Source organism: Oceanicoccus sp. KOV_DT_Chl (assembly GCF_900120175.1).
GTDB lineage: Bacteria > Pseudomonadota > Gammaproteobacteria > Pseudomonadales > Dasaniaceae > Oceanicoccus.
Genome location: NZ_FQLF01000001.1, coordinates 496,838 through 521,096, shown reverse-complemented (window position 1 = coordinate 521,096; position 24,259 = coordinate 496,838). Strand labels below are relative to the sequence as shown.

Sequence of the window (24,259 nt, the reverse complement as noted above, 5' to 3'; positions counted from 1 at the left end):
GTTACTACTGCAGGAATGACGAATGCATTCAGCACTTCGCGTTATTTCCCCGATAAAAATCCTTCGGAAACGACGAAGGGCTAATTAAGCTGCAGCCAAGCCACCAAATTGCTAAACTCCCCCGTCCAGCCTTAATCAATATTCCTTTATGCCTCACCAGCCAATCAACACAGAGCTTAACGCCGCGTTCAGGCAACTCGACGCAGTGCTGGCGGCTAGCCAAAATCTGTGGGGGCCTCAACCCTTTATCAATGATGATTTACCCTGGTTTCACAGCCACCCTCATTTAAAAGAAGCGCTATTAGCCTTAAGCACCGACAAAGCCCTTGAGCTGCATAATAATCAGCAACGCCGCATAGGCTGGTTTCACGAGCTGGAAGCAACACTGTGCGAGCAACTATTCGCTTTCGAGCCGCTGCCCATCACTACAGCGACACCACTGACCACAACCCGCTTCGACAGCATCGGTATCAGCGGCCGCAAATGGGAACAGATTACCGCCTTTGCCAGCGCGCTGCCCCGTGCTGATTCGCCACTTGTCGATTGGTGTGCTGGCAAAGGTCATTTAAGTCGCATGGTGCAGCGCAGCCAGCATCAGCCTGTACACTGCCTCGAATGGGATAAAACATTAGTCAGAGATGGTAGAGAGCTGGCAAGCAAACAGCAGCTTGATATTCACTACCATCATCACGACGTTATGCAACCGCCGCCCCCCCCTGCGACGATAGTGCCAACATCCATATCGGCCTCCATGCCTGCGGCGAATTACATGTACAATTGCTTAAACACGCCACTGTCAGCCACGCCAAAGGTGTCGCCCTGTCACCCTGCTGCTACCACAAAATTACTGCCGAGGTTTATCAACCGCTGTCCAAAGCCGCGCAAAAAACCACTCTGATACTAAACCGGCAAGCATTGCACCTGGCCGTACAAGACCCTGTAACCGCAAGGCGCGGCGAACGGGCATTGCGCGAACAGGAACGCTATTGGCGTCTAGGCTTTGATTTACTGCAGCGTGAATTACGCGGTGTTGATGAATACCTCAACGTCCCCTCCAGTAATAGTAAACTGTTGCGTCAGGATTTTCCCCGCTTTTGCCAGTGGGCCGCAACCGCCCGGGATATCGAACTTCCCAGCGCGATTGACTACGACGATTATTTGCAACGAGGCAAAGAAAAACATCAGCAAATCATCCGCCTGGATTTATTGCGCCGACTATTTAACCGCCCCTTGGAGTTATGGTTAGTATTAGACCGTGCCCTGTATTTGCAAGAGCATGGCTATGAGGTGGGGGTTTATCAATTTTGTGAGAGCGTGGTAAGTCCGCGAAATTTATTGATTATGGGGAAGATGGGATAAGCCATTGCACCCAGCCACTTACCACTACGGTCATGAATATACTTGAACCAAGCCCCCCTCCACTCACAATGTGCAAAAATATTGGACTATGAATTACAGCTATGGCCTAATCGCCAACTTTCAAAATCCAAGGCACAAAAACCTCGCACGCCACGCACAGCTCGAGCCTTAGATAACGACATATAATTCAATTATTCAAGTGGGTCACTATGAAAGGTATAGGCATCGATTTCGGCACATCCAACTCCGCAATAGCGGTCTTTGATGGCACCGAAGTACGGATGATAGCCATCGAAGCCAACGCCCAGACAGTGCCCACCGCTATTCATCTGGACCGCGACTTCCAGGCATTAACCGGCTCTGCCGCCATCCAGTCCTATGTCGATGAAAACGCCGACCGCCGGGTAGAGATTACCGCTAAAGTGATTGCTGAAGTTGAAGCTGACCCCAGTGGCGTTTTTAGCGAGGGCGGCGAAGGTGAAGGCGGTGCCAATCAATTAATCTACGGCGCGGCAGAAGATTACGGTTTACCCGGACGTTTATTTCTGGGCATTAAACGTCTGCTAGGTAAAGACACTATTTTACGACTCATGGTTTTTGATCGGCCTTATCGGCTAGTCGCATTGATCACCCCGATTTTATTGTCCTTTCGCAAAGCTATCACACAAAATGTAGGCAATGTAGCTAAAGGCATTTATCTGGGCCGCCCGGTAGAATTTGAAGGCAGCGATGCGGGTAAAAATATGCTGGCTACTGATCGTATCCAGGAAGGTTGCAGCTACGCCCAACTCGGTAAGGTTACGTTCTACCCGGAGCCAGTGGCAGCCTGTTTAAGCTTCGTGCAAAAACAAAACATCAATGATGGCAGCACTGTGTTAACCGTCGACTTTGGTGGCGGCACATTGGATTTATGTTTGGTGCACTATCAAAAAAACCAATTTGAGGTGTTGGGCACCGAAGGTGTTGCGTTAGGTGGTGACTATATTGATCAACTTTTATTTGAAAAATTAATCTTCCCGGCATTAGGTAAAGGCGTTGAATGGTCGCGAACCGTTGACGGTGCATTAGTCACAACCCCCTTCCCCTTTGACCTGTATGAAACCGCACTGTTGAACTGGACGATAACCCACACGTTAAATCAAAACCAATACACGGGAAAAATTGCTGAATACCTCTCACAAGACGGCGCCGAAAAAGAAAAACTGCAGCGTTTACAGGAAGTCATCCAACACAACTATAGCTACAGCATTTTTCAAAATATCAAAGCTGCAAAAATTGCACTCTCCGATGCCGAAACCACCGTACTGGATATTCCTGAACTCAATATGAGCGTGCCGCTTTCTCGCACGCAACTGAATAGCATCATCGCCGAAGTCATGGCGGCGTTACAAACCTGTATTGACAACTTGTTTGAAAATACTCAAGTCGACCCTAATACCATTGATTTCGTGGTACGCACCGGTGGCTCATCGCGTATCGCCGCAGTGGTCGAATTATTGGACAATATATTCCCCAATAAAGTCGTACAACACGACACCTTCACCAGTGTCGCCAGCGGCTTGGCCATTGCCAGTTATTATGGGTATGAGTGCAAGGTTTGATGTGCGTACGCACAATTCGATCCGGAATAAATCTGAGCACTAAAAAAACGGAAGTCGTCCCCGATTCAATCGTTCGAGGGCAGGCTCTGCTCGGGAATGACGAACGTATTTAGACTTCATAAATCTAGATTACTCACTTCCCCTTTTTTAATTCACGCCTGGACTCAGCCTCCCCCCAGCGCCGCTTTTCATCATCGGTGGTAGGCACGAACGGCGTTACGGCAACAGACTTGCCCTCTTTATTCACCGCCACCATCGTAAAGTAACAAGAGTTAGTATGGCGCACAGTACCGAGTTCCAGATTTTCAGCCACTACCTGAATACCAATTTCCATAGACGTTCGCCCGGTGTAATTCACTGACGCGCGAAACGAGAGCAACTCGCCAATCGCTACCGCTTGTTTGAACACGACATTATCCACCGAGAGCGTCACCACATAATTTCCGCAATAGCGCATGGCGCAGGTGTAAGCCACTTGATCTAACAATTTAAGTAATTCGCCACCGTGCATTTTGCCACCGAAGTTACTCATATCCGGCGTCACCAATACCGTCATTTCTGTGGTGTGTTTTGTCATCCTGCTATACCTTGTTCGTTATTATGTTAGTGGTAAATAATCGCTATCCACTTTATTGCTAATACGAAATATTAATCAAATGCAGTCCTCGCGACTTGGCACTGGCACTGATTTTTTGCTCTTGCCGGCTCTGTAAGGCGTCAGTGATATCACTTAAGCTAAGCTGCTTTCTCCCTAGTGAAAATAATGCACCGGCAATATAACGAACCATTTGTTTTAAAAACCCATCCCCTAAAATTTTCAGATAATAAATGTCTTCGCCGAAAACAGAAGGGGATGATTGCACTATTTCACAGCTAAACACCCGGCGAACGGTAGAGCTTATATTGGCATCCCGTTTAGCAAAGCTATAAAAATCATGCTCACCGATAAAGAGCTTGCAGGCGCGCTGCATGAGTTCTATATCAAGCGGCTCGGCAGTTGATGCCTTACTATCAGCGGGGCATGCGCAATGATGTCATTGAGCACAGGGTTATAAATGGGGTCGGCACAAAAATAATAATGATACTCTTTGCTCTTGCTATCCTTATTGGCATTAAACTCAGCCGCGCAAGGTTCGCAATGCAGAATACGAATATCAGCAGGCAATAGCGAATTCATCCCCAGCAACAGCTTTTCTGAATCAATATCTAATGCGATAGAAACCTTCACCACCTGCCCCTGCGCATGAACCCCCGCATCCGTGCGACTGGCAGCAGCAATAGTACAGTGCTGGTATTTACAGATTTTTTTCAGTACCTCGTGGATACTGGCCTGCACCGTCGGCTTTTGTTCGCTCGCACCCAAGTCTTGCCAGCCATAATAGCTGCTGCCCTTGTAGGAGATGACGAGACGATGGTGGTACATAGTATTTCCAGGCGAGAATAAAGAAGTGCTCGAGACCATATTAGCCAAGCGAGTCAAAATTAATGCTAACAGTTTATTAAACGCTATGGCGATTTAAATCAACCGACCCACTTCACTTGATCGCAGTAAGGTTGGTGTAACACGCTGATGACGCCAGTATTTCAAGTTTAATATGCTGTACAAAAAAACAAAGGGATCCAATTGATCCCTGCAGCTCATACCAGCCTAGGCCACCACTTCAACCCCCGCCAAAATGCCACTCGATCCTGAATTTCGGATGCTGCCGGTTTCGGCGTTGGGTAATACCAAGCCGCATCCTGATTAGTTTCGCCATCGACCACCAGACTGTAATAATGGGCAGTGCCTTTCCAGGGACATGCGCTGGTGTGAGAACTCGCTGTGATGAGTTCCTTCCGCAAGCTATTAATGGGGAAATAGTGATTGCCATCTACTACAACCGTGTCTTCGGATTCGGCAATAACAGCCCCATGCCACAATGCTTTCATACTGTTCTCCTTTGGATTGTCGTTATACTGACCAACCAATGCTGGCTAAGGATACTACGCAACAAACGCTGATAATGATCAAAACCGCCCGACAGTCATCCCTTTCAGCCTATGGCACGTAATCATAGGATAAGCCGATATGATTATTCATTGACACTAAGCTAAGCTAATAACAGTGAATAGTGATTTAACAATGATGAGGAAAGTAGCCATCCAGGGACGAAACCAACGGGACATTCATTCCAGCAGTAATCACCTGCTGATTACTGCTTTTACCGGTAGCGGAGTCAATCAACATCTGCACGGCAACCCCTGCCTGCTGCTAGTCGATCAACATCAACCGCCACACCCTCCCGCCCCGATTGATGCTTTAAGCCAATGCCAAAGCTGGCCGGTCGTGCATCAAACCAATACTGCCATCGCCGTGCGCTGCTTTACCGCTTGCGGTCAACTGATCCACTGTTGTGGCCACGGCTTGCTAGCGGCGGCCTATTACTGGCAACGCCAGCTAAATAGCTCACAACTGACGCTCCTAATGAATGACAGTGAGGTCCAAAGCTGGTCTGAAGCGGAGCAAACCTGGCTGCGTTTCAACCGCCTTGCCGTCAATAGCTACCCGGTACCCGACTGGGTAAGCACTGTCTTCCCGAATCAACCAGCCCCACTAGCTGCCGCCGTCATCGGTGATGATCAGGGATACCTGGTTGTTGAGTGGCCTGCAAACGTCCCTTTAAAAACACTGACAGCTCCCGGCCATAAGCTAACTGCCGCTAGCCAACGAGCACTGATTTGCACCTCCGTTCAGCACGCAAAACAGCGCGCAGCCGAGATACAGCTACGCTATTTCGCGCCGCAATACGGTGTCGATGAAGATATCGCCACGGGATCGGCAATGCGCGTGCTGGCAGCATACTTCTCACCTCGCTTTGAACGCCTTGAGGCTGAGCAATGCTCACCAGCAGGAGGCCAATTACTCTCACGAATTTCAGCGACGGCTATCGATATTGGCGGTCGCTGTATTGAACACAATAATCAAGACTGACGCAGGAATACTGTCAATGACAAACCTTAGTCTCGCAGAGCATTACCAGCAGAGCCGGCGGCAATCTCTATCCATTTGCGAACCACTGGTGATTGAAGATTACGGATTGCAAGCCGCAGACTTTGTCAGCCCACCCAAGTGGCATCTGGCTCATACCAGCTGGTTTTACGAAACCTTTCTATTGCAACCCTATGTTGACGGTTACCGTTCACCCAATCGCCAATTTGCCGTGTTATTCAATTCTTATTACAACGGTATTGGCGAACAATTCCCGCGGCCGCAGCGCGGTTTGCTATCGCGCCCCACGGTGGACGAAGTAATGGGCTATCGGTCCCATGTTGATCAAGCAATGATGCGTTTATTAACCGATAACACTCATCCCGAAAGTAACGCTATCCAGCGACGCACCCGGCTGGGTATCGAGCACGAACAACAACATCAGGAACTACTTTATACCGACTTATTGTATTCGCTGTCCGCCAACCCGCTGTACCCGACCTATAGCCATGCCGCAGAAACCAATCAAAGCGCACAACCAGCGAAATTTCAATGGCGCGAATTTAGCGGCGGCTTAATAACCATCGGGTTGATACGCCTACTGATAGCGGCGCAGGGTTTGCCTTTGATAATGAAAGCCCACTGCACCAGGCTTTTGTGGCGCCCTTCGCACTGGCCAACCGGCTAGTGACTAACGCCGAATTTCAAAGGTTCATCGACGACGGCGGCTACCAGCGACCAGAATATTGGCTGGCGGATGGCTGGGCCACGGTACAGCAACAGCAGTGGCAACGACCACTCTACTGGCAGGATGCCGAAGGGGGCGCCCTGCAATTCACCCTGAATGGATTACGGCCACGCCACCCCGAACAACCTGTTAGTCACCTCAGTGGCTACGAAGCCGATGCTTACGCCAGCTGGGTAGGCGCCAGATTACCCACCGAAATAGAATGGGAGTATGCCGCTAATCAGCAGGATTTTGTGCCACCCGATTTCAACCCCAACAAACTGCAAGCCAGCATAGCCAGCGGTGACGTACCACTACTGCAACTGTATGGCGACTGCTGGCAGTGGACCGGATCCGCTTACCGCCCCTATCCAGGTTTTCAGCCGAGCCAGGGCGCCATTGGTGAATACAACGGTAAATTTATGTGTAACCAGTGGGTATTGCGGGGCAGTTCTGCGCTAACTCAAAGTGGCCACTCTCGCCCCAGTTATCGCAACTTTTTTTATCCACAGGACCGCTGGCAATGCAGCGGGCTGCGACTTGCCAAAGACCTTATCCCAACCGACCACACTCAGGAGTGAACAATGCCAGCCACTGCCACAGCAACCACCAATGTGTATTTTGAGGATCAGCAACCCGCCACCACCGATAGCGTTGCCGAAGTGATCGCAGGCCTGCAACTCAATCAAAAACGCGTGGATCCCAAATATTTTTACGATGCTCACGGCTCACAATTATTTGAGCAGATTACGCAACTACCGGAATATTATCCCACCCGCACTGAGCGCCAGATTCTCAGCGACAACGCCAATGATATTGCTGCGCATTGCGGGCAAGGCTGTGTGTTGATTGAACCAGGCAGCGGCAGCAGTGAAAAAATCCGGCTATTACTCGATACACTTAGACCTTCCGCCTATGTGCCTCTGGATATCTCTGCGGAGTTTCTATACCGCTCAGCGGTAAAACTGGGACGCGAATTTCCCTGGCTGAAAATTCAGGCAATCTGCGCAGACTTTGCCGATAGTTGGCAAACACGCACCACCCTGCCCGAAGGCCAGCGCGTTATTTTTTATCCCGGCTCAACCATTGGCAATATGGACCCGGCGGCGGCAGAGAAATTTCTGGCGGGGCTGAGGCAGTGGATTGGCAACGATGGCGGCGTACTAATAGGCGTTGACCTGCACAAAGAAGAACACCTGCTTAACGCCGCCTACAACGACGCCCAAGGTGTTACTGCAGAATTCAATTTGAATATTCTTAATTCCATGAACAAACTGATCAACAGTAACTTTTCTGATCAGCAATTTTCTCATCGGGCTTTTTATAATCAGACCTTACAGCGCATCGAGATGCATCTGGTAAGCGATCATGCGCAAACCGTTAATGTCAATGGCAATGCTATCGCTTTTGATAAAGGTGAAACTTTGCATACCGAAAACTCATACAAATATACTCTAGAGAGTTTTACCGCGCTCAGCGAAGCCGCCGGTTTTACTATCAAGCGCAGCTGGCTTGACGATGACGCGCTGTTCAGTGTGCATTACCTCAGCGTTAACCCGGACTAAACCCTCGTCAAAATGACTGCCCTTAACGGCAACACTTTTCAACGTTTTGCCACGCTGGCGATTTTAATTATCGCCGGTGAAATTATTTTTAGCCTGCCCTTTCATATCCCCCGTTTTTTTCGTCCCACCATGCTGGAAGTATTTGGCCTAACTAATACCCAGCTGGGTGACATTTTTGCCTTGTACGGTGTAGTGGCTTTACTTGCTTATTTCCCCGGTGGCGCCATTGCCGACCGCTATTCGGCACGCGGCTTAATGACAGTGTCATTACTCGCTACCGCACTGGGCGGACTCTATCTCTACACCCTGCCGACACGCAACGCGCTGTATTGGTTGTTCGGTTTCTGGGGCCTCACCAGCATTTTGTTATTCTGGGCGGCGCTGATCAAAGCTACCCGCGACTGGGGCGGCAACGATACTCAGGGTATCGCCTTCGGCATGCTTGATGGTGGCCGCGGACTTGTCGCCAGCGTGTTTGCCACTGTCGCAGTACTGATACTCAGTCAACAACTTGCAAGCAGTAATAGTTCAGTTGCCGCCTTGCAGGGTGTCATCGCCTTTTACACCGCAGCCAGTTTAATCACTGCAGCGCTGGTGTGGTTCGCCCTGCCGGAATCAACTGGCAGCGCTGAAAAAAACACCGTATCAGTCACTCACAACTGGCGACATATTGTCAGCGAACCCAGCGTCTGGCTGCAAGCAGGTGTCGTAGTCTGCGCTTATTGCGGTTACAAAGCGCTGGATAATTATGGCGTCTATGCGGTTGCTGTACTCGGCATGAACGAAGTAGAAGCAGCACGCCTTACCACACTGGCAAGTTACACCCGCCCGGTAGCCGCAATCGCCGCCGGTCTATGGGCAGACCGCTGGCACAGCAGTCGGCTAGTGATGTTATTGTTTGCAGTAGCGGCTCTGGTATTTTTATATTGGGTATGCAGCCTCTGACTAATATCCCCTTGCAACTGCTTATCGGCAATGTGTTACTGAGCTGCATTGCGGTTTACGCCCTGCGCGGTATTTATTTTAGTTTGATTGAAGAAGCCCAACTGCAACGGCAGATGACTGGCAGCGCAGTGGGTTTGATTTCATTGCTTGGTTTTACCCCTGATATTTTCTTCGCCGCAATCACTGGCCGCGTGCTCGACACCAATCCTGGCGCAGTCGGCTTTGGTCATTATTTTTTCTTGATGAGCGCAATTGCTATCACTGGTCTGATACTCGCAACACTGTTAGCCCGGCAGATTAAGTCAATAAAAAACAAGGAGCGGATTAACTCAACGTAAATAAAACACCTTCCTTAGCTGTAAGAACGTTAAACACAATCTTTAATAAACGCTCAAAATTGAGGCCTTCTCTGCTTGCACTATTTCCGGCAAGTCGGCAACGGTAACCATGACCTCATTGCGACGAAACATTGGTAAAGTGAAAGGCGAATTGTAAAAAGCACTGACCACCTCACCTTGAGTATCAATATTTTGTGCTTGCAAGCCAGCTAATAGCTCACGCTGATAACGTTGAAAGTTTTTGTCAGTCCAGCGCCCGGAATAGCTAATTACCGCCACTGTCTTACCCGGTATTTCAACTGTTTGAACTCGGGGGTCCAAGGGTACCGGTGCAGTTTCCAGAGTGTATTTCGTAGGCAAAACAAAAGAAACGCTATAACCATTGCCACTGCGGATATTTTGCACGGGCATCGTCATCGACATAGATTCACCACCACGGCTTTGTTGTACCGGAGCAGTCATCGCAATATCGGTCTGATTGGCATTATCACCAGTGATATAACGAAACAGCCGCTTAAAACCTTCATTCGCTGCGGCTTTGTAATCCTCTTCATTCTCGATAAAAGTAGCCGTCACCAGATACGATTCATACTCACGAAATTCAATCCCATCCTGTTGATATAACACCGTATAACCAGGTTGTTCCAGACTCATAAGCGGCGCTCCCGTCAACAGCAACGCGCTAACCATTAATAATCGAAGCAATTGCTTAGTAAATAAAACTGGCATCGCGAACTCCCACTATTGCTAGCCAAAATGTGGCTACTATTGAGTTATACGCAAAGGGATGTGGAGTGGATGAATCAATGAACTGATTAAGGGGTCAGAGCCCTTTTACTCTCGACATAATGAAGCTATTACTGAGTTATACCTGCGGGAAGGATGAATCAAAAAGGTAGCTGATAAAGCAAGGGGCATGCCTATACGCTTTAGCCTATTAACATTAAACCTGCAGTCGCAGAAAGCGGCCGCAGGTTTAATCGTTACATCAGGGTGTTACCAGTTAAAGGCATAAGTATTATTTTTTTCGTCGCTTTCAGTCACTTTTTTCTGTGAATCCACAACCAATTTAATGCGTGATCCATCTTTAAAAGCAGCAAAGCTCACTTCAACCCACTTGCCGCTATTGGCAGGGATAGATTCAACAGACAATTCACCACCGCCGTTTGTGCTACTCAAAGACATTTTGCACGGAGCGCTTTTCATTGAGCCGGTATTTTTAACATATACCTTAAAGGCATCAATATTGGCAGCCGGCGATTGCAGCTTCAACATATTAGCGATAGATAGATCAGGCATAGCCCGTGCTGGAGGCGGCGTCGCTCGGCTAACTTTGGCAGTTGAAGCCCGGCCTTCTTGAGCGTTGGTCTGTGCTTGAATACCAGGTTCAGCGCATACCCAGGAGCCACTTTTCAATACGGGGATTTCACCCATTTTACACTTGGGCTTAGGGCCGTTTGGAGATGCCGCCAAAGTACCCATCGTAAAAGTAGTTAATAACATGGCAGAGACTAATAAATTTAACGTTTTCATGGAATTGATCCTGTGATTAATGATTTCATACCTAAGTCGACAGAATCTGTAAAAGGGTTCAAATTATTTTAATTAAGGGGTCAGAGCCCTTTTACCAGGCCTCCCTCTTCTATCATGCCCTACCTTCTTACCAAGCTGCTCTTCAACCGTACGCTTAAAGTCATCATTCACTAAGGGAGTACCCGTTTGCCAAGCTCGACCAATGTTCAACATAACCTCCTTATCTATATGCGACTTGAATAAATCCTTATATGCCGTTACACGTTCATCTTGATTAGCACCAAGATTCATATAAACAGAATGATACTTTACGAAGCTTATTTCACGCACAGCAATATTATGAACATAGCTTGACCACCTGTACTGCGATGGGAGCTCAACCATTAATGCACGTACAGGGTTAAGCTCAATATATCGCATAACCGTTAACAAATATCGATCATCCTGAACCAAGCTGGCTTTAAAGCGCCCCTCCCATATCGAGCCCGACTTACCGTATTTATGATTAAAATAAGGAACATAACGCCTACCTACATACTGCATAAATTTACTCACCGAGCCTGAAAGCTTAGGCGTCATAAGTAAATGGACATGGTTTGTCATCAGCACAAAAGCGTGTACATCTATTTCATAGCGAAGAGCAGCCTCTTTAACCCAATAAGAATAGGTAGCGTAGTCTTGTGCTTCAAAAAATACTGGAGACCTGGAATGCCCACGCTGGACAACATGAACAGGAACGTTCGGCAGAAAATATCTTGGCTTTCTTGGCATCGTTTCATCCTTGAAACTTTACAGAGGGTAAAGAGTATATTTTTCTAACGCTGGAGGCTAGGGTAAAAGGGCTCTGACCCCTTTAATCACCCCTCTTTCATTTTATCTTTAAGATCCGCAAAAGGATTATAAGTTGCCGCAGCGGGTGCAGAATCCTTGCTACTGCCATAGCGGACTAAATTCTCAAACTTGGTGTGTTCCTCATCATGACAGTAAAGACACAGCAACTCCCAGTTACTGCCATCTGTTGGGTTGTTATCGTGATTATGATCAACATGATGCACCGTCAACTCCGACAAACCGGCGCGAGTAAACTCACGCGCACAGCGTCCGCAAATCCAGGGGTAAAGCTTTAACGCCTGTTCGCGATAGCCTTTGGCACGCTTGGCGTTGTATTCAATTTGCTCGGCACGAACCTTGTCGTAATTACTGCCTGATTTTTTACTCATAACTTAAACCCCGGATAGCCCACGGTAACCGTCCTGTTAGTTATTGTCTTCCAACTTCGCCCTTTCCGCTTTGGATATATAACGCTCGGCATTTTTAGGCTGCCGCTTTTTCTTAGCGGCTTTCATTTTTTTAGTTAACACCTGATTGATTTTCTTTTTTCTATTCATAGTAATCTACCAAAGGACAAAAACATTATTTGTTCTGAAAAAGCAACTGACTCTGGTAGGCATAAGCCGCATTAAACGCCTGCTGCTGAAATTTCTTTAAACCCAAGCCTTCAAAGGGGATGTTAATTCTGTTGCGCTTCAGCTGCTCTTTAATCGTCGACGGGGTGATAATGGATACTGGCATCTCAATCAATTGAATAGCGGTTTCTAATTTGAATCCCAGCGTACTACCAGCCAATTTACCTTTCAGTGGTCGCTCAATAATCACCACCTCATCCACACTATAATCCTCCATCAACTTGTTAAAGCCCGCATAAAACCCACGTATAGCTGCCGTATCAGGGTTTTTGGTTGAGGTGATACTGCGCTGGCGACAGTCAGGCACCGTAAACACCCCATGATCATGACTCAACAAACAAATAAACACTTCATTCGTCGTTATTTCAACACCGCATACTTTCATCGTTATCTCGTTATCACTCAATTTGGTAACCGTCATTGTAACCGCGTAACTCCGTGACGAACACAACAGACTGCCACACGCACTTTTCTTGCGAAATGTTCACTTTTTATCTGTTACCACCTCCCTATAATCAAAACTCATTCCTCAGCCAGGCAACTGATTATGACGTATCGTGTAGTGCAATGGGCCACCGGCAATTTAGGACGCGCAGCCATTGAAGGGATTGTCTCCCATCCCGATTTGGAACTGGTCGGCGTGTGGGTGCACAGCAAAGAAAAAGTCGGTAAAGATGCAGGAGAGCTAGCACAGCGCCCTGATCTGATTACCGGTATCAAGGCCACTAACGATATTGATACGCTGATAGCCCTGCAACCCGACTGCATCCTCTACAGTCCCTTAATGCCCATCGAAGAAGAAATCGTGCGCTTCCTGCAAGCAGGTATTAATGTCGTCACACCGCTGGGTTGGTTTTATCCCAAACACCTGAACACCACCGCTATTGAAGCTGCCTGCAAACAAGGCAATACCACTTTACACGGCACCGGCATCCACCCTGGCGGCGTCACTGAAAAATGGCCGCTGATCATGTCGGGGTTTTCCCGCGATGTCACCTACGTGAGCTGTGAAGAATATTCAGATTGCCGGACCTACGGCGCACCGGATGTGTTGCATGAGATTATGTTATTCGGCAAAACCCCGGAGCAGGCCAAGGACAGTTTTATGTTGCAGTTTTTAGGTGCCGGTTTTGGCCAATCAGTCACCATGATCGCCGATGCCATGGGCTTTACGCTCGATGGCCCACTGCTGGCGACTCACGAGGTTGCACTGGCAACCGCCCCTATTGATACACCGATGGGAATTATTGAACCGGGCTTAATCGCCGCCCAACGCTTTCGCTGGCAAGGGCTGGTCAATGGCGAGCCGGTGATCAAAGCAGAAACCAATTGGTATATGGGCACCGATAATATTGAAACCGACTGGTTTGACGCCAAAGTCATCGCCGATCGCGGCGAGTGCTTTGCCATGACCGTTGATGCCGACCCGCCGGTTTACATCACCACCCATGGCATCCACCCCACTCGGGATATGGATTGGGCGGAAGTACAAAAACGCAACCCCGGCATGGTTGCCACCGCCATGCACTGTGTCAACAGCATCCCTGTCGTCTGTGCAGCCGGCCCAGGTATTAAAACTTACTTGGACCTACCCATCGTCGTCGGCAAGGCAAAAGTTAACTAATAAAAACAGAGTCAGTTCTAATCTCTAGCATCTGGATGTTAAATGTTAGAACTGACCCTCACACCACCAGCATCCCACATCTAGTATCTAGCCTCTAGCCTCTAGCCTCTGATTACACCATGCGATTTTATGGCGTTAAATATTGTTGGTAATTCTTTACCCCAAAATACCGAATGGATTTTTTTAATTTAATTTTTTTCGCAATCAACACATCACCGCAATAAATTTTAACCACTTGCTTATCGGAATTAGTATCGGTTTCATAAGCATGTGCGTTATTATTTTGCAGGTTTTCGAATTCGGTTTTCATGATTAAATTCATGGCGCTGTACCTGTACTATCTATCGCTATCTATGTAGTGCGGCGCCCACCTGGATAGGAAAAACAATGCAGCTGAATTTGCTACACCCGGTTGATACCTGACGCTGAAAGGCTGTATGCGCAGGCACATTAATATTTACGGGGATTCCCTAAGCACCCACATCCTGTTTTGTCTGTACGATATGTTTGAGTATGTCCTGGAAAGTAGACATCAATGAGGCCGTGGATACACCAATCATAATGACACCGTTTATCGCCTCAATGGGACCGAGTAAGCGGTGTTTTTCTGACATGACGATATCGCCGTAACCCAGAGTAGCGAAATTTACAGCGGAATGATAAACAGCATCAGCCAGGTTCGAAAACTCTCCCAACAACACAAAAACCACGGCCCAAATCACCAGCTGTAATACATTACCAATAACCAATAGCAACATCACGGTGCTCAGCACCATCAGGGTCGACCAGGAAGAAGGAGAACTAATTTGTTGTTGGTGATGAGAATAATAGCGAATGGCATGGACCAACAAAATCGATTGCAGTAATAAGCATACCGACATCGTCGACAAACCAATCAACAAATTCAATAACATAATGGTTTACCCCTCACCTGCCCGTGATAGTCGCCGTGCATGGAGCCGGCTCCGACAATACTCCAGCACCCAAATCGCCAGCCAGGCATAAAGCGTTACCGCGATAAATAACATAAAACGCACCGCAAAAGCCTGATAGACATCTTTGCCGTTGGCACTGTCCTCCACGGCAGGCCCCAGCAAAATCACTACGGTAACAATAACATTCTGCCAATAGGAGGGCTCATATTTGCTGGCAACTACCCCATACAACTTGGCGGCGATATAAACCCCCAACAACAACATCCACAGAAAAAACATCCATAACGAGGGCCATAACTTCAGACCAAACCACAACAAAATAGCAAAACAACCTGCCAAAAAAGTGGAGCCGATGAGCTCGTAACCCGCCGCCTTGGCGCTGAGTCGTGAACCCTGTTGCGCCAGCAGCGTCGTTTTAACGATGGTTGCCAAATAGAGCGCAGGATTAGTGAATGCCGCCATCACCGGTGGCAATACAATCAGCACAGTGCGCAGTGCGATCCAGCGTGATTGCTGCGGGTCGGATATTACCGCAGCCTCTGCGGCCTCCGCTGCTAGCGGCGATGACTCCGGGAAGAACGGGTACACCAGCCACTGGCAAATAACCGCAATGACAATGCCGGTAATCAAAGCGAGGATCAAATCCACCGCCAACCCATAGCTGACTAAACCTGCTGCCGGAATCAAAGTCAGGCCGATAGTCAGCAACAGACCAATCAACGCCTTGCCCTGCGCCACCCCGAGTAGTGTGGCACCGTACAAACCGACCGCCATCACCAGCACCATGCTAAAAGCATAGTGCTGTAGCAATGGCGTCAAAATCAAACCGGTACCAAGCGTTAACAATACACCCAGCATCAGCCCGACCAATCCTTTCAATGCCGGCGGTGGCGTGGGCGACACGCCCAGTAGTACGGCAAATAAAGGGCAAAAAAGGGCAAAGGTAATGCCAGGCCGTAAGCAATAACGACGGACAGCGCAACAACGGCAGCGAATCGAAAGCAACGCCTTGCCGCTAAAGGCAACACCGGCCCGACGACCCCAACCCGACCTGCTGCCAAACTGACAGCTGCATCAGTAGGCATAAGACATCAAACTACAAAAGCGAATATACAGCTTACCCAGCCAGCGTAACAAACCACTCTCTTCACTGTAGGCAATCACAGTAACCTGTCCGCCGATGCGTAACTGCGCTGCCAGCCGTTCATCCTGCTCGGTATCAAAGGACACAATCACTGGAAAACGCTGCGCCTGACGTAACCAGTCGCGATCATTTTTAATACTCGGCAACGCGCCTGGCGCCGCTTCGTAGCCCGCACTTACACCCAAGCCAATACTGCGGATCTGGCCGTCAAAGACTTCACCCGGCATAGAATCAAACAACAACTCCACCGGCGTGCTAACCGTTAGATGACCGAGATTATTCTCGGTAAGCGCGGCACTAATCCATACATCGTGAATCGGTATCAAGGTCAGCACCGATGACCCGGCACGGGCATACTGCCCGACATCCGCCTGCAAGTCGGTGACCACACCCCGTGAAGGCGATTTAACCAACGTGTTAGAGAGATCCAGCTCGGCTTTGCTGACCGCCGTTAGCGCTGTTTTCAAAATGGTATTGCTGTCGATCTCATCGCCGCCCATTTGTTGGATAGTCCGTTGAATATCAGCATTGGCAGCAGTCACAGCCGCACTGGATTGTTCCAGTGTCGCCTGAGCGATTTCCAGCCGCCGTACAGAAATAGTGCCAGAGTCCTCGGTGTACAACCGCTGCAAACGCTCAGCATCCTGCCGCGCCTTGCGCTCATTAGCCTGCGCCGCCAGTAAATTAGCGCGTGCTGCGTCAACGGTAGCACCACCAGCGCCCACCTGACGACGAGCATTTTCAAGATCGGAGTTTGCTTTATTCAGCGCAATCTCATATTGCGAGGCATCCATTTGAAACAACTTATCCCCTGCATTGACTTCCTGATTATTACTAACCCAGACTTCCGTGATTCGGCCGCTGACCTCCGGGGCCACGCCGATGACATAACCCTCAACCCTCGCCTGACTGGTCATTGGCGTGTAACGGTCGGCGGTCAAGTAACACAATAAGCTCAACACAATGACCCCGAGTACGATCAGGCCACCTTTCTTAACCGCCTGCTCGCCGCCATCAGCGGTGTCGGCATTAATGCTCCCGGATGCGTTTTGTGGGTCTGTCACTTTTACCTCTCTTACGGTTCAGTCTTATTATTTTCAAGCATCGGGGCAGGCATTATCGGCAAAGTTTCGTCGAATATACCGCCCCAGTTTGTGCGTTCCTGCATAGTATCCCGGGTCGATTGTGGCACCAGTTCCGGCACCGCAGTGGCAGCCTGCCAGCCACCGCCTAGCGCCCGATACAAATCTACCACCGCACTGAGGTGAGCGCCGCGATTAAGCAGTTCCCGCTCCTGCTGCGAAAACAATACCCGCTGGGCATCCAGCACCCGTTGAAAATCAGAATAGCCTTCCTGATAGCGAGTCGTCGCCAGTACCAAACTGCGCTCAGCTGAGACCACTGAGTCGTGCAAAAAACGGTTCTGTTCAGTGGTCTTGACCACCACCACTGCAGCGGTATCAATTTCGCCTGCCGCCTGTGACACTTTAATTTGAAAGGCTTCAATAGCCTGCTGCAAGCGTGCATCCTGTAAACGCACATTATTGCGAATGCGACCGTAATCAAAAATATTCCATGTCAATGACGGCCCCGCAATCAAGCTCACCGTATCGCCTTCATCCCCTAACGAGGATTGCGTCCAACCCAGACTACCGAACAGCGAAATCGCCGGATAGAAATCCGCTTCAGCAACACCAATCTGTGCAGATTGCGCCGCCACCTGCCAGGCAGCGACACGCACATCGGGACGACGCAATAACAACTTGGCGGGGACTTCACTCACGGCAATATTTTCAGTCATCGGCAAGTTGCCACTGATGCCCTGCAATTCCATAATGTCACCAGGCATCCGCCCTAACAAAACAGCAATGCCATTACGCAGCGCGATCAGGTTTGCTTCCAAACCGGGAATCGTGGATAGCGTCGCCAGGTACTGGGTTTTTGCCTGCTGTAAATCAAGCTCGGAGCCTTGACCAGCACGAAATATTTTTTGCGTAATTTCCAAGCTGCGACGCTGAATTTCGGCATTACGATTGGCGATAGCAATGCGTTGTAGCGTGGTGCAGTAATTAAAATAGAGGTCAGCCATCTGCGCGCTGAGTAACACCTGCACATCCTGTTGATTGGCCAGCGACGCAAAAAATGCGGCGTCCGCTGACTCGATACCACGTCGAAATCGCCCCCAAAAATCCAACTCCCAACCAATAGTGAGATCCGCAGAGTAACGGGTAAAACTTTTATCCCTGTTGATGGTGCTATCACTTTGATCACTTTAACTGGCATCTGCGCCGAGTTGCTGTAATTGCGGGTAGCGCGTGCTGTCGGCAATACCCAATACTGCACGGCTTTCCAATACCCGCAAACCCGCGAGCTTGGCGCCGGGGCTTTCCTGCTGGGCTGCGGCAATCAGGGCATTAAGTGCCGGGTCATTGAATTGCCGCCACCAAAAGTTCAACGCCATCGAAGGTGTATCGGCGGCAGTACGCTGGCCGTATAAATCCGGCTGCCATTGCTGCAACCAATCTACTTCCGGTTCCTGGTAGTCTGGCCCCAGCGTGGCGCAACCGCTAAAAAAAAGTGCCACTACTGGCAATAAAAATCCCTGTCGACAAATCCGCCACACAGTCGTTGCCTTTTCGCCTATCAAGAGTTCTCGGACCCTGTTTCAACGTTGACGTCGTCGATCAGCCCAGCCACACCATCCGGTTCATTGACCCACTCCATGAAAATTTTATAACCCAGCGCCAGCGTCACACCGCCAACGAACAGACCAATCAAACCACCAGAAATCATCCCGCCCAATGCACCTATCAGGATGATCACCATTGGTGCATCCACACCGCGCCCTAGCAACAGTGGTTTCAGTATTTGATCGGAGAAGCCACCGACGATCAACCACACCGTAAAGATCGTATTATGGGTAGTCGAGAAATCCATTGACCATAGATACATCACCGCAGGTATAGTCACGATCAACGCAGGGAGTTGTAATATACCGATAAAAAATATGAGTAGTGCCAACAAGCCTGCGGCAGGAATATCTGCCAACAACAAGCCAACCCCTAAAATCAACGCCTGTATGAAAGCCACACCAATCACCCCAACGGCCACGGAACGAATAGTGGCAATGGATAATTTTCTTAACCTTGGCCCCTTCTCTGCCGTGGTGAAGCGGATAAAAATACGCTCAAAGGTAACATCGGCTTCTTGGGTGTAAGCCAACATCACGCCAGTAATAATAAAAGCCGCAACAAATATTAATACATCGACGGTTGCCGTCCCTGCCAATCCTAAAATCGTTTTTGAAGCAGCAATCACCGATTCACGATGATTTTTTAGATACTCCGCCGTATTCGCCGACACCTCACTCCACTGCTGGAAAACTTGCTGACCGATAACCGGCCATTCAGCCACTTCAGGCTTAGGTGGCCTGATTTTTATATTGCCACTCAACAGATTTTGCAGATCGCCCAAATGATCCGTCAAAGACAAACCCAACACCAGCGTTGGCCCCCTAACAACAGCAGCCCCATAATCACCATCACCGTGGCCGCACGGCCTTCACCGCCGCCCAGCTGCGACATTAACTTTCGATGAATGGGCGCCAGCGCAATAGCAAGTATCAACGACCACGCCACTAGATTGGCAAAGGGCGCAAAAGCACGCACACATAAAATGAGCAACACAGCAATCAAGCCGACGCGTATTAAAGCTTCAACCAAGTCGTGGGTAATCAATCGGCGCAGTGCAGAATCTTCTGTCAGCATAACTCTATTTCCTATTTAAGAAAGTCACCCAATTTAAACAGGATGAGATCAATATTTAATCATGCATCATGCCAGCCGGCGATAAATCCGCACGATTAATTCTTCAGCCGCCAGCATTGCTACAATAACCAGAATCAAAACCACAACGCCATTAAAGGCGCCGCTAAAACTAACATCATCGCCAAACACGAACGTAATCGCTTCGAGAATGACGAATTTAGAACCAAACAAAATTAACCAGGCACTAAAAAAGCGCAAAAAAGTCATCACGCCGCCAGGTCGAGCTTTAAAAAAACCGGCTACATAGTGCTCCAAAGCCATAGTAGCCTTCAACAATGCCTGCAATAAAATAGCCGCCAACAGCGAAACCGAAAATGCAGTAATTGTCACTTTACTGGAGAACTCAGCAAATAAATTCAAAACCACCAGATCGATCAGCACTGCCATTAAGTAGCGAATAAAAAGCCGCTGTCCGGTGTTAGCAAAGTGAATAGACGCAGGTTCAAATACGTTGACGGAAACCTCATTACCTTTCATCGTTGGGCCTTATTATTGATTATTAATACGCCATGGCGTCGCTGAAGAATGTTAAGCACAGGACGCCAACATCGGCTTCAACAGGATAATAACCCAGCAGCTGAGTTAAATCACCCACCGTCTTAACAAATTTATAGACTACTACTATGCTGCTCAACAAAGAGCTCAGTCGCATAGAAGCCAGCACATTCAGGTGATTAATAACCTGGAACCGGAGCAACAATTTAAACTGCATTTTACAGTACCGTGCGGTGAATACGTCTGGTATTTTTGTAGCTAGAGAATAAACCGAGCAAGTCATGGCGAGTCAATACCAATTTGCTTCAGGGGTTTTACAGTGAGCCCCGTCAGTGGTAATGCCAACTTTACAATAAATGGAAATATGAAGTCAGCTTGAAATAGTAAAGCGTGTCGTCGAATAGCCTACTCACATAATTAACAGCAGTTCATAGCGATTGAAACCCAAAGAAACACAATATAAATAAACTTAAGTGCCCTGCCCCCACTGACGAAAAAATACAATCATGACTTTTTCCACCATAATGCCCCATCCAATTAACAGACCTACGCTTTAATACCGTGCATTTTTTGCCCCCTAAGGTACATTTTTTAAACACTACCGCTGATTTAATGCTATATATTCAACAGTCGCTGTTTTACTATCGCAGCTTTTAGCCTATTTGAAGGGATGCTCACTGAACCAATAAAGCCCATAGGTAATACCGGCACTTTTATGATGCAAATACAGTTTTTATTATTGGCTTTATGTCTATTGATCTCGCTGCCCTTTAATGTCTGCGCCCAACAACCCGCCCCCTTCAATAATAAAGATGCTTTTCTGCTACAACCCCACCTAAGCGTATGGGTACCTAAGCAAACACTCAGCATTGAACAAGTCGCAGCCAACGCCGATCAATTCACCCCGATTACACGTGTTTCGCTACCCGCATTAGGTAAAGATGTGTGGTATAGACTGGAAATCGACAACAAGGTTACCCAGGCACAGGCTGTCATAAACTTTTCTGAAGTGCTGTATGAAGAAATTGATCTCTACTATTTACGTGACAATCAATGGATTGCTTCCCAAGCAGGTTTAGCAAGACCCTATGACATACGCGATCTAAAATTTAGATTAACGGCCTTTACTATTTTTTCCTCTCAACAAAACCTGATCCCCGTCTACTTTCGTATCAAAGGTTTTCGAGACGTGTTAGTCAACCCGACCCTGCAGCCCTCTGGTGAATTTTTTAAATCAGCCATCATACAAACGGTTATTTCCACCTCTATTATCGGCTCTATTTTAGGCATGCTGATCTACATATTGGTGACAGCACACTATTTCCTTGACCGGAAACAATCAATTATTTTTAGTTGCTTTTTGCTTAGCACAGTAGCAAATGTCATGTTTTATGATGGCTACATTCAGCAGCTTACCGGCGACGCCACCTATATTTCTTTAAATTTCCACGTGGCTATTACTGCCCTGCTCAATATAACAAGCCTGTTATTTTGCCGGTACTTCTTTGATCTTAAACGCAGCATGCCATGGCTTAACCACATGGTGTCATTACTAATTTTGTCTTTACTGGGTGTGATATTTTTAAACTTCGCGGCAGGCCCTAATTATATCAACAAGCCTTTTTCCATCCTTGCCAGCTTGATAATACTTACTCTACTAACCGTTGGCATCAAAGCCTACCGGCAAGGGCAACCAAGCTCCGGCTTTTATGTGTTAGCCATACTTTCCTATTCATTAACCGTTATCTATACGATTCTGGCTTCACAAAACATCATTTTTTCATTTAATTTATATTCACGAACTTTTGCCTATATCGGTACATTTGCATTGGCATTTTTCGTTACCATGGCGCTCAATAACAAACTTCGAAACTCTACTGAACGGGAAGAAGAACTCAGTAATAAAGCGCTATTGGCAGAAGCGAGGAATAGCGCGAAAAGTGAATTTTTAGCCAATATGAGCCACGAAATCCGCACACCTATTAATGGTGTATTGGGGATGGCACAACTATTACATCAAACCAAGCTGGACTCCAACCAATCTAACTATGTCGATATCCTGTTAAATTCCGGAAAGACCTTACTCAACATCATCAATGATATTTTGGATATTTCCAAAGTCGAAGCTGGCAAGCTAGAGCTGGAACATATTCCTTTCAGCCTTGATCAGTTACTGGTCTACACATCAACAACTTTTTCTCACACTTACAAAGATAAACCGATAGAAATGGGTATGCACGTCGACAGCAGTATTCCCTATCATTTAATCGGTGACTCGTCACGGCTACAACAAATTCTTAACAATCTGATGAGTAATGCCTATAAATTTACTGAGCGAGGACATGTCGATTTACACGTAAACCAATTAGCACAGAACGATAATCATATCACCCTTAATTTTGTCATCACTGATACCGGCATTGGCATCCATAAAGACAAACTCCAAACCTTATTTACCCCCTACACCCAGGCAGATCAATCCACTACCCGCCGCTTTGGTGGCACCGGCCTTGGCTTGGCCATCTGCAAAAACCTGGTAGAATTAATGAACGGAACCATACAGGCAAAAAGCACTTTGGGTAGCGGTTCAGAATTTTCATTCTCGGCCGAATTTATAATTGATCAAAAACGCCACCAACAACAACTGGAAAAAATTAAACAGCTCGATGGCAAAAAACTAGGGCTGCTTTTTTCATCACCCAAATATTTGACCTATATGACAGATCATTTTACCGATTGGCATATAACGCATACCTACCTACCCTTTGACTCACAGCCCGATGACATAGACTTTTTACAGTACGATGCACTTTTGGTCAGCAACAGCATGGGACCCAGGATTGAACAATGGCTTAACAAAGCCATTAAATTAAAAACACCTATAGTGATAGTCGACAGCTTTACCGACAATTATATTTTAATCAGTGATGGCCAATGGCCTCAAGCAGCACATATGACTCAACCTGCCGGCGTTGAATTGTTACTGAATACCCTGACTCACTTATTCTCTCCACGCAGCAACAGCAAACGTATACAACAAACAATCAATGCCACTCCCCGTGCCTCTCACCTGAAGGTATTAGTGGCAGAAGATAATGTAGTCAACAAAAAAGTGATTGATGGCATATTAAAAACCCTTGATATTCATGCTGATTTTGCTAATAACGGACAAGAAGCTATCGACTGTTACCTCGAGCAACAAGGGCAATACGACATTATTTTTATGGATTGTGAAATGCCCGTCGTCGACGGCTTTGAAGCCACCGAAAAAATACTGACGCTAGCAGTCGAACACAATTACCCAGCGGCCAATATTTGCGCACTAACAGCCCATGCGATGATAGAAACCAAAGCACGCTGCCTGAACATTGGCATGTCCAGAGTATTGACCAAGCCTATTAAAATTGAAGAAATAAGTGCGCTTCTAAATAATCTAGCGACAGAGAAGGCGCAGCAACAGGATACCGGTGCCTGAATGTAGGCACTACTCTAAACCAAGCCACTAATACTGCCCAGATGCCTCATGAACAAACTCACTACCTACTCACTAAAATGATAAGTTTAATCTGTCCCCACTGCTCACCGACTCAACAATATCCTGCTATTTACCCTACAGCTTAACCAGCTCTTAGTTATTTTTTCTAACCCCTTTCCTCCAAAAATACCCCTTGGGTTTTTCAATGTTCTTTATTCGCGATTAACACTTCAGCGCACTAAATGACAGCCCCCTTT

31 protein-coding genes are annotated in these 24,259 nt (G+C 47.8%); 10 read left to right on the top strand and 21 right to left on the bottom strand.

Going from position 1 to position 24,259, the window contains the following annotated elements:
- Nucleotides 1–915 precede the first annotated feature (915 nt).
- Together UNITIG_RS02390 and UNITIG_RS02385 are read left to right on the top strand one after the other, a co-directional pair.
- Nucleotides 916–1,359 (top strand): hypothetical protein, encoded by a 444-nt coding sequence (locus tag UNITIG_RS02390; protein ID WP_235015219.1) that lies wholly within the window; start codon nucleotides 916–918, stop codon nucleotides 1,357–1,359.
- A gap of 209 nt (nucleotides 1,360–1,568) precedes the next feature.
- A complete protein-coding gene (locus tag UNITIG_RS02385; RefSeq protein ID WP_101756929.1) occupies nucleotides 1,569–2,960 on the top strand; it encodes an Hsp70 family protein in 1,392 nt (463 codons plus the stop codon).
- Between the two features lie 133 nt (nucleotides 2,961–3,093).
- Here UNITIG_RS02385 and UNITIG_RS02380 read toward each other — a convergent pair whose 3' ends face one another.
- The 4 genes from UNITIG_RS02380 to UNITIG_RS02370 all read right to left on the bottom strand — a co-directional run bounded on the left by UNITIG_RS02380 (nucleotide 3,094) and on the right by UNITIG_RS02370 (nucleotide 4,889).
- Nucleotides 3,094–3,537 carry an acyl-CoA thioesterase gene (locus tag UNITIG_RS02380; RefSeq protein WP_101756928.1) on the bottom strand — a complete coding sequence of 148 codons (444 nt, stop codon included), beginning with the start codon at nucleotides 3,535–3,537 and terminating at the stop codon, nucleotides 3,094–3,096.
- A gap of 58 nt (nucleotides 3,538–3,595) precedes the next feature.
- A complete protein-coding gene (locus UNITIG_RS23295) occupies nucleotides 3,596–3,931 on the bottom strand; it encodes a hypothetical protein (protein ID WP_200821148.1) in 336 nt (111 codons plus the stop codon).
- A 5-nt stretch (nucleotides 3,932–3,936) separates the two neighbouring features.
- On the bottom strand, nucleotides 3,937–4,383 hold the full coding sequence (locus UNITIG_RS23290; RefSeq protein ID WP_200821147.1) for a hypothetical protein: 447 nt from the start codon (nucleotides 4,381–4,383) through the stop codon (nucleotides 3,937–3,939).
- Nucleotides 4,384–4,598: 215 nt separating this feature from the next.
- Nucleotides 4,599–4,889, bottom strand: coding sequence for a DUF427 domain-containing protein (locus tag UNITIG_RS02370; protein WP_101756927.1), 291 nt, complete (start codon nucleotides 4,887–4,889; stop codon nucleotides 4,599–4,601).
- Between the two features lie 193 nt (nucleotides 4,890–5,082).
- Between UNITIG_RS02370 and UNITIG_RS02365 the strand changes: the two genes are divergently transcribed.
- From UNITIG_RS02365 to UNITIG_RS23285, 6 genes are read left to right on the top strand one after another with little or no spacing between them, the layout of a single operon-like run.
- Nucleotides 5,083–5,931, top strand: a complete 849-nt coding sequence (locus tag UNITIG_RS02365) for a PhzF family phenazine biosynthesis protein (protein WP_145999059.1) — start codon at nucleotides 5,083–5,085, stop codon at nucleotides 5,929–5,931.
- A gap of 16 nt (nucleotides 5,932–5,947) precedes the next feature.
- Nucleotides 5,948–6,616, top strand: a complete 669-nt coding sequence (locus UNITIG_RS23925) for a DinB family protein (protein WP_235015218.1) — start codon at nucleotides 5,948–5,950, stop codon at nucleotides 6,614–6,616.
- The gene (locus UNITIG_RS23920) at nucleotides 6,586–7,236 is read left to right on the top strand and encodes an SUMF1/EgtB/PvdO family nonheme iron enzyme (protein ID WP_235015217.1); all 651 of its coding nucleotides are present in this window, start codon (nucleotides 6,586–6,588) and stop codon (nucleotides 7,234–7,236) included. Before UNITIG_RS23925 ends, UNITIG_RS23920 begins: the two co-directional genes overlap by 31 nt.
- 3 nt (nucleotides 7,237–7,239) lie before the next feature.
- Nucleotides 7,240–8,220: an L-histidine N(alpha)-methyltransferase gene (egtD, locus tag UNITIG_RS02355; protein WP_101756925.1), complete on the top strand. Its 981-nt coding sequence runs from the start codon at nucleotides 7,240–7,242 to the stop codon at nucleotides 8,218–8,220.
- Between the two features lie 12 nt (nucleotides 8,221–8,232).
- Nucleotides 8,233–9,165 carry a nitrate/nitrite transporter gene (locus tag UNITIG_RS02350; protein ID WP_200821146.1) on the top strand — a complete coding sequence of 311 codons (933 nt, stop codon included), beginning with the start codon at nucleotides 8,233–8,235 and terminating at the stop codon, nucleotides 9,163–9,165.
- A complete protein-coding gene (locus tag UNITIG_RS23285) occupies nucleotides 9,147–9,503 on the top strand; it encodes a hypothetical protein (protein WP_200821145.1) in 357 nt (118 codons plus the stop codon). The genes UNITIG_RS02350 and UNITIG_RS23285 overlap by 19 nt, the downstream gene beginning before the upstream one ends.
- Nucleotides 9,504–9,545: 42 nt before the next feature.
- Here UNITIG_RS23285 and UNITIG_RS02345 read toward each other — a convergent pair whose 3' ends face one another.
- The 6 genes from UNITIG_RS02345 to UNITIG_RS02320 all read right to left on the bottom strand — a co-directional run bounded on the left by UNITIG_RS02345 (nucleotide 9,546) and on the right by UNITIG_RS02320 (nucleotide 12,923).
- Nucleotides 9,546–10,232, bottom strand: coding sequence for a heme-binding protein (locus tag UNITIG_RS02345; protein ID WP_101756924.1), 687 nt, complete (start codon nucleotides 10,230–10,232; stop codon nucleotides 9,546–9,548).
- 267 nt (nucleotides 10,233–10,499) lie between these two features.
- Nucleotides 10,500–11,036 (bottom strand): CARDB domain-containing protein, encoded by a 537-nt coding sequence (locus UNITIG_RS02340; RefSeq protein WP_101756923.1) that lies wholly within the window; start codon nucleotides 11,034–11,036, stop codon nucleotides 10,500–10,502.
- Nucleotides 11,037–11,108: 72 nt separating this feature from the next.
- Nucleotides 11,109–11,807 (bottom strand): transposase, encoded by a 699-nt coding sequence (locus UNITIG_RS02335; protein WP_101756922.1) that lies wholly within the window; start codon nucleotides 11,805–11,807, stop codon nucleotides 11,109–11,111.
- Nucleotides 11,808–11,893: 86 nt separating this feature from the next.
- Nucleotides 11,894–12,256, bottom strand: coding sequence for a YajD family HNH nuclease (locus UNITIG_RS02330; RefSeq protein WP_101756921.1), 363 nt, complete (start codon nucleotides 12,254–12,256; stop codon nucleotides 11,894–11,896).
- A gap of 36 nt (nucleotides 12,257–12,292) precedes the next feature.
- Nucleotides 12,293–12,424, bottom strand: a complete 132-nt coding sequence (locus UNITIG_RS02325) for a DUF2986 domain-containing protein (protein ID WP_101756920.1) — start codon at nucleotides 12,422–12,424, stop codon at nucleotides 12,293–12,295.
- Nucleotides 12,425–12,449: 25 nt separating this feature from the next.
- The gene (locus UNITIG_RS02320) at nucleotides 12,450–12,923 is read right to left on the bottom strand and encodes a DUF3010 family protein (protein ID WP_235015216.1); all 474 of its coding nucleotides are present in this window, start codon (nucleotides 12,921–12,923) and stop codon (nucleotides 12,450–12,452) included.
- Between the two features lie 126 nt (nucleotides 12,924–13,049).
- Here UNITIG_RS02320 and UNITIG_RS02315 point away from each other — a divergent pair, with 126 nt between their 5' ends.
- Nucleotides 13,050–14,126 (top strand): dihydrodipicolinate reductase, encoded by a 1,077-nt coding sequence (locus UNITIG_RS02315; RefSeq protein ID WP_101756919.1) that lies wholly within the window; start codon nucleotides 13,050–13,052, stop codon nucleotides 14,124–14,126.
- A gap of 127 nt (nucleotides 14,127–14,253) precedes the next feature.
- Here UNITIG_RS02315 and UNITIG_RS02310 read toward each other — a convergent pair whose 3' ends face one another.
- From UNITIG_RS02310 to UNITIG_RS02270, 11 genes are all read right to left on the bottom strand, one after another.
- Complete coding sequence (locus tag UNITIG_RS02310; protein WP_235015215.1) at nucleotides 14,254–14,448, bottom strand: hypothetical protein; 195 nt, start codon at nucleotides 14,446–14,448, stop codon at nucleotides 14,254–14,256.
- A 148-nt stretch (nucleotides 14,449–14,596) separates the two neighbouring features.
- A complete protein-coding gene (locus tag UNITIG_RS02305; RefSeq protein WP_101756918.1) occupies nucleotides 14,597–15,040 on the bottom strand; it encodes an ion channel in 444 nt (147 codons plus the stop codon).
- 6 nt (nucleotides 15,041–15,046) lie between these two features.
- Nucleotides 15,047–15,964, bottom strand: coding sequence for a DUF2955 domain-containing protein (locus tag UNITIG_RS02300; protein ID WP_235015214.1), 918 nt, complete (start codon nucleotides 15,962–15,964; stop codon nucleotides 15,047–15,049).
- Nucleotides 15,937–16,146, bottom strand: a complete 210-nt coding sequence (locus UNITIG_RS23915; protein WP_235015253.1) for a hypothetical protein — start codon at nucleotides 16,144–16,146, stop codon at nucleotides 15,937–15,939. The genes UNITIG_RS02300 and UNITIG_RS23915 overlap by 28 nt, the downstream gene beginning before the upstream one ends.
- Nucleotides 16,136–17,269 (bottom strand): HlyD family secretion protein, encoded by a 1,134-nt coding sequence (locus UNITIG_RS02295; protein WP_235015213.1) that lies wholly within the window; start codon nucleotides 17,267–17,269, stop codon nucleotides 16,136–16,138. Before UNITIG_RS02295 ends, UNITIG_RS23915 begins: the two co-directional genes overlap by 11 nt.
- 11 nt (nucleotides 17,270–17,280) lie before the next feature.
- Nucleotides 17,281–18,456 (bottom strand): TolC family protein, encoded by a 1,176-nt coding sequence (locus UNITIG_RS02290; protein ID WP_200821168.1) that lies wholly within the window; start codon nucleotides 18,454–18,456, stop codon nucleotides 17,281–17,283.
- Between the two features lie 21 nt (nucleotides 18,457–18,477).
- Nucleotides 18,478–18,852 carry a hypothetical protein gene (locus UNITIG_RS23280; protein ID WP_200821143.1) on the bottom strand — a complete coding sequence of 125 codons (375 nt, stop codon included), beginning with the start codon at nucleotides 18,850–18,852 and terminating at the stop codon, nucleotides 18,478–18,480.
- On the bottom strand, nucleotides 18,849–19,691 hold the full coding sequence (locus UNITIG_RS02285; protein ID WP_159931058.1) for an AI-2E family transporter: 843 nt from the start codon (nucleotides 19,689–19,691) through the stop codon (nucleotides 18,849–18,851). The genes UNITIG_RS23280 and UNITIG_RS02285 overlap by 4 nt, the downstream gene beginning before the upstream one ends.
- Entirely contained in the window at nucleotides 19,688–19,972 is a 285-nt protein-coding gene (locus tag UNITIG_RS02280) for a hypothetical protein (protein ID WP_101756916.1), read from the bottom strand. Before UNITIG_RS02280 ends, UNITIG_RS02285 begins: the two co-directional genes overlap by 4 nt.
- Nucleotides 19,973–20,038: 66 nt before the next feature.
- On the bottom strand, nucleotides 20,039–20,509 hold the full coding sequence (locus UNITIG_RS02275) for a hypothetical protein (RefSeq protein ID WP_235015211.1): 471 nt from the start codon (nucleotides 20,507–20,509) through the stop codon (nucleotides 20,039–20,041).
- A 22-nt stretch (nucleotides 20,510–20,531) separates the two neighbouring features.
- Nucleotides 20,532–20,744: a hypothetical protein gene (locus UNITIG_RS02270; RefSeq protein WP_101756915.1), complete on the bottom strand. Its 213-nt coding sequence runs from the start codon at nucleotides 20,742–20,744 to the stop codon at nucleotides 20,532–20,534.
- 498 nt (nucleotides 20,745–21,242) lie between these two features.
- Between UNITIG_RS02270 and UNITIG_RS02265 the strand changes: the two genes are divergently transcribed.
- Nucleotides 21,243–24,002, top strand: a complete 2,760-nt coding sequence (locus UNITIG_RS02265) for a hybrid sensor histidine kinase/response regulator (protein ID WP_159931057.1) — start codon at nucleotides 21,243–21,245, stop codon at nucleotides 24,000–24,002.
- Nucleotides 24,003–24,259: the final 257 nt, after the last annotated feature.